Annotated in this window: 2 protein-coding genes; one reads left to right on the plus strand and one right to left on the minus strand. The window is 51.6% G+C overall.

The genetic code is table 11. From position 1 onward, the window contains the following. Positions 1-454: hypothetical protein (locus D6783_02900; protein ID RME53102.1), on the minus strand; the 454-nt coding region annotated here is incomplete at its 3' end. A gap of 92 nt (positions 455-546) precedes the next feature. Between D6783_02900 and D6783_02905 the strand changes: the two genes are divergently transcribed. Further along, on the plus strand, positions 547-1,198 hold a 652-nt coding region (locus D6783_02905), incomplete at its 3' end, for an SdpI family protein (protein RME53103.1).

Genomic DNA, 1,198 nt, shown 5'->3' on the forward strand with positions numbered 1-1,198 from the left:
CGTGCTTGTTTTGCTCGAGGTGCTTGCGTATTTGAACGGAGCGCTTCATGAGGGCAAGCAAATCTTCTGGAATCTCAGGTGCGAAGTTCTTCTCTTGAAGGATCGCCCCGATACTCTTCCCTGTCACGAGTTTGACAGAAGGGATGCCGTACTTGTCGCGCAACGTCGTCCCTATTTGGCTTGCACTCAGACCTTCCTTCGCGTACTTGACGATGAGCAGTTCAACTTCCTTTGCTTTATACTTCAGCCACACGGGCTTGGTGGGTTTGGCAGGCTTGGTGGAGCCTGACTTTCCCTTTGCTCTGCTGTGCATTCGTGCCATGTTCTTGCTTCCTCCTGGGAAGGCGTATGAGAATTGCGCTTCCCGGTTTGCCCGAGCCGCGTACTGGACCAGGACAACCTGTCGGCTGGAAAACACCCGTTCATTTTTAAGCGTTGCTGTTTGGCAGAGCAAAGCAGGCAGAGCAAAGTTTCGAACCGGAGGGTAAACAGTCCAAAATAGTTAATTACAAAACATTTAATTACTCTTAGCAAAGGAGGGAGCATATGCGGTACGCTTCTCTCGCGATCATACTCCTGCTCTTCACGCAGTTCCTGCTCTCAGCGGTTTTCTTCCCGCACGTTCCTTCTCGCCTCGCCACTCATTGGAACGCTCAGGGAGTGGTAGACGGATCTATGGGGAAGCTTGGAGGACTTCTGTTCCTCCCCGTCCTCTCAGGAGTTGTTGCGCTGCTGCTTCTTTGGTTGCCTTCGAGTGACCCTTTGCTGAAAAAGAAACCCTCATCGATCACGGCTCAGGTCCACTTGTTTGTCATTGCACTCCTTGGCTTTTTTACGGTGATACACGTGCAGGTTCTCTTATGGAATATTGGCATACACATCCCATTTTCAAGAACACTTCCCGTGGTAACTGGCTTGCTCTGCATCGTCCTTGGCCACACGTTCCGCCTCGTGGAGCGCAACTGGTTCTTCGGTGTGAGGACGCCGTGGACGTTGAGCAGTGACGAAGTGTGGTATGAAACGAACAGAAAGGCGGGGAGGTGGTTTCAGGTAGCAGGAGCAGCAATGATTTTCGGCGTGTTTGCGAGGAGGCAGGCATTCCTGGTTATCGTCACTCCTTTGCTTGTTGTGTCTGCCGCCGCGACTATTTACTCGTACCTTGCCTACAAAAAAAATAAGTGCCGAAAACGGAGTGGAA

The organism is Candidatus Woesearchaeota archaeon (assembly GCA_003694805.1).
Taxonomy (GTDB): Archaea; Nanobdellota; Nanobdellia; order Woesearchaeales; family J110; genus J110.